The 3,568-nt window shown below is 50.8% G+C and carries 4 protein-coding genes; all 4 read left to right on the top strand.

Features of this window, described 5'->3' with window-relative positions; translation table 11 throughout:
- Window positions 1-76: 76 nt before the first annotated feature.
- The 4 genes from ACQRBH_RS17095 to ACQRBH_RS17080 all read left to right on the top strand — a co-directional run bounded on the left by ACQRBH_RS17095 (window position 77) and on the right by ACQRBH_RS17080 (window position 3,365).
- Window positions 77-865 carry a DUF6431 domain-containing protein gene (locus ACQRBH_RS17095; RefSeq protein ID WP_427762658.1) on the top strand — a complete coding sequence of 263 codons (789 nt, stop codon included), beginning with the start codon at window positions 77-79 and terminating at the stop codon, window positions 863-865.
- Window positions 866-955: 90 nt separating this feature from the next.
- Window positions 956-2,224, top strand: a complete 1,269-nt coding sequence (locus ACQRBH_RS17090; protein WP_427762656.1) for a DDE-type integrase/transposase/recombinase — start codon at window positions 956-958, stop codon at window positions 2,222-2,224.
- On the top strand, window positions 2,224-3,030 hold the full coding sequence (locus ACQRBH_RS17085; RefSeq protein ID WP_427762654.1) for an ExeA family protein: 807 nt from the start codon (window positions 2,224-2,226) through the stop codon (window positions 3,028-3,030). The genes ACQRBH_RS17090 and ACQRBH_RS17085 overlap by 1 nt, the downstream gene beginning before the upstream one ends.
- 17 nt (window positions 3,031-3,047) lie before the next feature.
- Window positions 3,048-3,365: a DUF6618 family protein gene (locus tag ACQRBH_RS17080; RefSeq protein WP_427762653.1), complete on the top strand. Its 318-nt coding sequence runs from the start codon at window positions 3,048-3,050 to the stop codon at window positions 3,363-3,365.
- The last annotated feature ends 203 nt before the right edge of the window (window positions 3,366-3,568 follow it).

Below are 3,568 nucleotides of genomic sequence, written 5' to 3'. Positions count from 1 at the left end.
TGTCGACCAGCAAGTTTAAGTTCCTGTCTCCTGCACAAATACAGCAAATTAAAATCTCAACATTTAAATATTATCTATGACAACGTGCGGTAGGAAACAGCACGCTTTTATCTTGACCATCCCGCTACATTCCGATATAGTTTTTTATGGAACAAAGAAAAGAGAAAGAACATCCCCTCCTACAGTTCGTTCTTTCTCTCATACACCAGCATGCCTGCCTTTTCCGGGATCGCATCCCACTCGTGAGGCTCCGGCACCACCGACATTTACTATGATAAGAGAAAATTCCCTGTTTTGCAAGCTGATTCGTATAAGAACTTCATCAAAAGCCCTTTTTGATTCCTTCATGGCTGGATTCCGTCCTGAATTTCAGACCTGTCCATGTTGTGGTGCCGCAGGTTCCTGCAGCATTCATGCCTACTATGACCGTTCACTGGTCGATTTCATAGGCGGAAAGCCTGTACGGCACAGTCTCTGTATCCTGCGGCTCATTTGTTCCTGCGGACATACCCATGCCATCCTTCCAGACTTCATCATCCCTTACTCTTCCTATGGCCTCTTTTTCATCCTCCGGGTCCTGGCAGAGTATTTCCGGCATATTTCCTCTGTTGAAAAACTCTGTGAGCGTTTCCTCATTTCCACGAAACTGCTTTACCACTGGCTTTCCCTGTTCAGGCAGCAGAAAGAAGAGTGGCTGGGCCTTCTCTCTTCCATGGAGACATCCGGCCTCTCTTTTCTGAAGAGCCTTTTTCTCATGCCCTGCTATTCTGATTTCGCCTCCGGTTTTGTCCGGCACTTTGCTGTTTCCTTCCTCCAGTCCCACAGGAATCCGGCGTCCTACTGCCAGCAGGTGTTCGCCCCTTAAACTGTTTTCTTCCCACCACATGACATGGGGATAGGAATCATCCTGACTCTTTTGTATGATGGGGAAAACCAGTACAAGGAGGATTTTTTTATGCACTACAACACCAAAAACTTTTCAGACGCAGCTGCTGTGGCTCAGTTCCGGCTCGCACTCATTGCACCGGCCATCCATGGCCTTTTTCCGGATGCATCCAGAAACGCCTATTACCAAAGGGTAACAGAAAAACCCCTCACCCTCCCTGACGGCTCTGTATTCCAGTACAGTCCCAAAACCCTCAGTAAGTGGGCCTCCCTCTACCAGAACGGCGGTATCGATGCCCTCATGCCCCGGGAACGTTCCGATAAAGGCTCCACACGGGTCCTTCCGGACACTGCCATCGAAGAGATCTACCGGCTGAAAGAGGCGTTCCCACGCTTAAACGCCACCCAGATCCACCGCCATCTGGTGGAAGGATCTTTCATCCCCGCCTCTGTCAGTGTCTGCGCCGTCCAGCGCTTCGTGAAAAAGCACGACCTGAAATCAGCGCGAAATCCCTCTATGAGGGACAGGAAAGCTTTTGAGGAAGACGCCTTTGGAAAAATGTGGCAGGCAGATACCTGTTACCTCCCCTATATCACCGAAGACGGGCAGCGCAGGAGGGTCTACTGTATCATGATCATTGATGACCACTCCCGCTTCCTGGTAGGCGGCGGCCTTTTTTATAACGATAACGCTTTCAACTTCCAGAAAGTTCTGAAACATGCAGTGGCCTCCCACGGCATTCCAGCGAAACTTTATGTTGACAATGGCTGCAGTTACTCGAATGAACAGCTCTCCCTGATCTGCGGCTCGATCGGCACCGTGCTCCTCCATACAAAAATACGGGACGGCGCAAGCAAGGCGAAAATCGAGCGCCAGTTCAGAACGTTGAAAGAAACCTGGCTTTATACGCTGGACCTGGATTCCATCACATCCCTGGCACAGTTCAATTCCCTCCTTCGGGACTATATCCGCTCCTACAATACTTCCATGCATTCCGGCATCGGCTGCACTCCCATGGAGCGTTACCAGAAGACGCGTCTCTCCATCCGGATGCCGAAATCGCGGGAATGGCTCGATGAGTGTTTCCTCAACCGCATCACCAGGAAGGTGAATAAGGATTCCACCGTCTCCATCGACAGGGTCTCCTATGACGTCCCCATGCAGTTCATTTCATCCAAAGTTGAGATCCGTTTCCTTCCGGACGATATGTCTTCCGCCTTCATTCTTTATGAGGGGGTGCATTATCCCATCCGGCCAACGGATAAAAATGAGAACTGCAGGACAAAACGCAGCAACACGCCCTCCATTGATTATTCAAAGATAGGAGGTGCCTGCTGATGTTCCGCTCTTACTATGGATTGGCCTTCAACCCGTTTGACAAGCAGATGGCTTCCGAGAAGGACCGTTTCCTCTCGAAAGACATCTCGGAGATGCTCTCACGCCTGGACTATCTGAAAGATACAAGAGGCATCGGACTGTTCACCGCACGCCCAGGTATGGGCAAATCCTTTGCGCTGCGCTGTTTTGCCAAAAGCCTGAACCCGAACCTTTACCACATGCAGTATCTCTGCCTCTCTACCGTCAGCGTCATGGAATTCTACCGCCAGTTCTGTTCCACGCTTGGTATAGAACCCAAAGGCGGCAAACCCGGCATGTTCCGGGCGATCCAGGAGCAGGTCCTCTATCTTTACCGGGAAAAGAAGCAGCCCCTCCTCCTTGCCATCGACGAGGCGCAATACCTCTCCACCGGCATCCTGGAGGATATCAAGATGCTCATGAATTACGGATATGATTCCCTCAACTGCTTTACACTCATACTCTGCGGGGAACCCCATCTGAACAATACGCTCAAAAAACCTGTCCATGAGGCGCTGCGGCAGCGTGTCACCGTCCACTATAACTTTTCCGGGCTTTCAGATTCGGAAGTGGGGCAGTATGTCCTCCACAAGATCTCCTGTGCGGGCGGTGCTGCCTCTATCATTGACCATGCAGCACTCTGTGCTGTCCACAGCCACTCACAAGGCAGTCCCAGGCTCGTTGACAATCTGATGACCAATGCGCTGACGCTTGGGGCACAGATGGAAAAGAAAGTCATTGATACAGAGGTCATCCTGGCTTCCGTCAGCAGCCAGAACCTGGGTTAAGGAAAGGGGGACGGTTTATGGAATACATATGCACTCTCAGGCATGGTTCCCGCAAGGAGCAGTGGACCGGAAAACTTACGCTGCTGCAGAAGCGTCCCGGGCTGTACGAAGCTGAGATCAGTGGACGTGGAACTTACTTCCACGTCCTTACCGGGCGGCATAAATATGGGAATTACCTGTGCATCCCCAATCATGATATCGGGTGCGAATTGTCTGATTTCTCCGATATCTTCTGGAATGAGGAACGGCTCCGCAGCCTGATGCGGACGGTGGACGCAGTAACCGTTGCCACCGGGCTGGTGCATCTGCCTGCCCTGGCTGACGATGATATTTAAAAAATTTTCAGTATTTCTCATGGGCTGTGGATCCCACAATGGAATCCGCAGCTCTTTGTATTTCAGAGCAGTCTCCCTGTCGACAACAGCGTGCCGTGTTTTTGATAGAAGAATGCATTTGCAGGCAGCACTGCGCAGTCAAAGGAATAAAAAATCAGAAAAATAATTCGCTGTTTGTGTCTCCTTAAATTTACCGTCCAACA

It is taken from the genome of Bariatricus sp. SGI.161 (assembly GCF_050313695.1).
In the GTDB taxonomy this organism is placed as follows: Bacteria; Bacillota; Clostridia; order Lachnospirales; family Lachnospiraceae; genus JAFBIX01.
This window is presented reverse-complemented; position numbering and strand designations above follow the sequence as displayed.

What these genes read in the sequence shown, in the direction of transcription:
- ACQRBH_RS17090 (WP_427762656.1), top strand. Translation starts at nt 956, where the DNA reads ATGCACTACAACACCAAAAACTTTTCAGACGCAGCTGCTGTGGCTCAG.
- ACQRBH_RS17095 (WP_427762658.1), top strand. Translation starts at nt 77, where the DNA reads ATGACAACGTGCGGTAGGAAACAGCACGCTTTTATCTTGACCATCCCG.
- ACQRBH_RS17080 (WP_427762653.1), top strand. Translation starts at nt 3,048, where the DNA reads ATGGAATACATATGCACTCTCAGGCATGGTTCCCGCAAGGAGCAGTGG.
- ACQRBH_RS17085 (WP_427762654.1), top strand. Translation starts at nt 2,224, where the DNA reads ATGTTCCGCTCTTACTATGGATTGGCCTTCAACCCGTTTGACAAGCAG.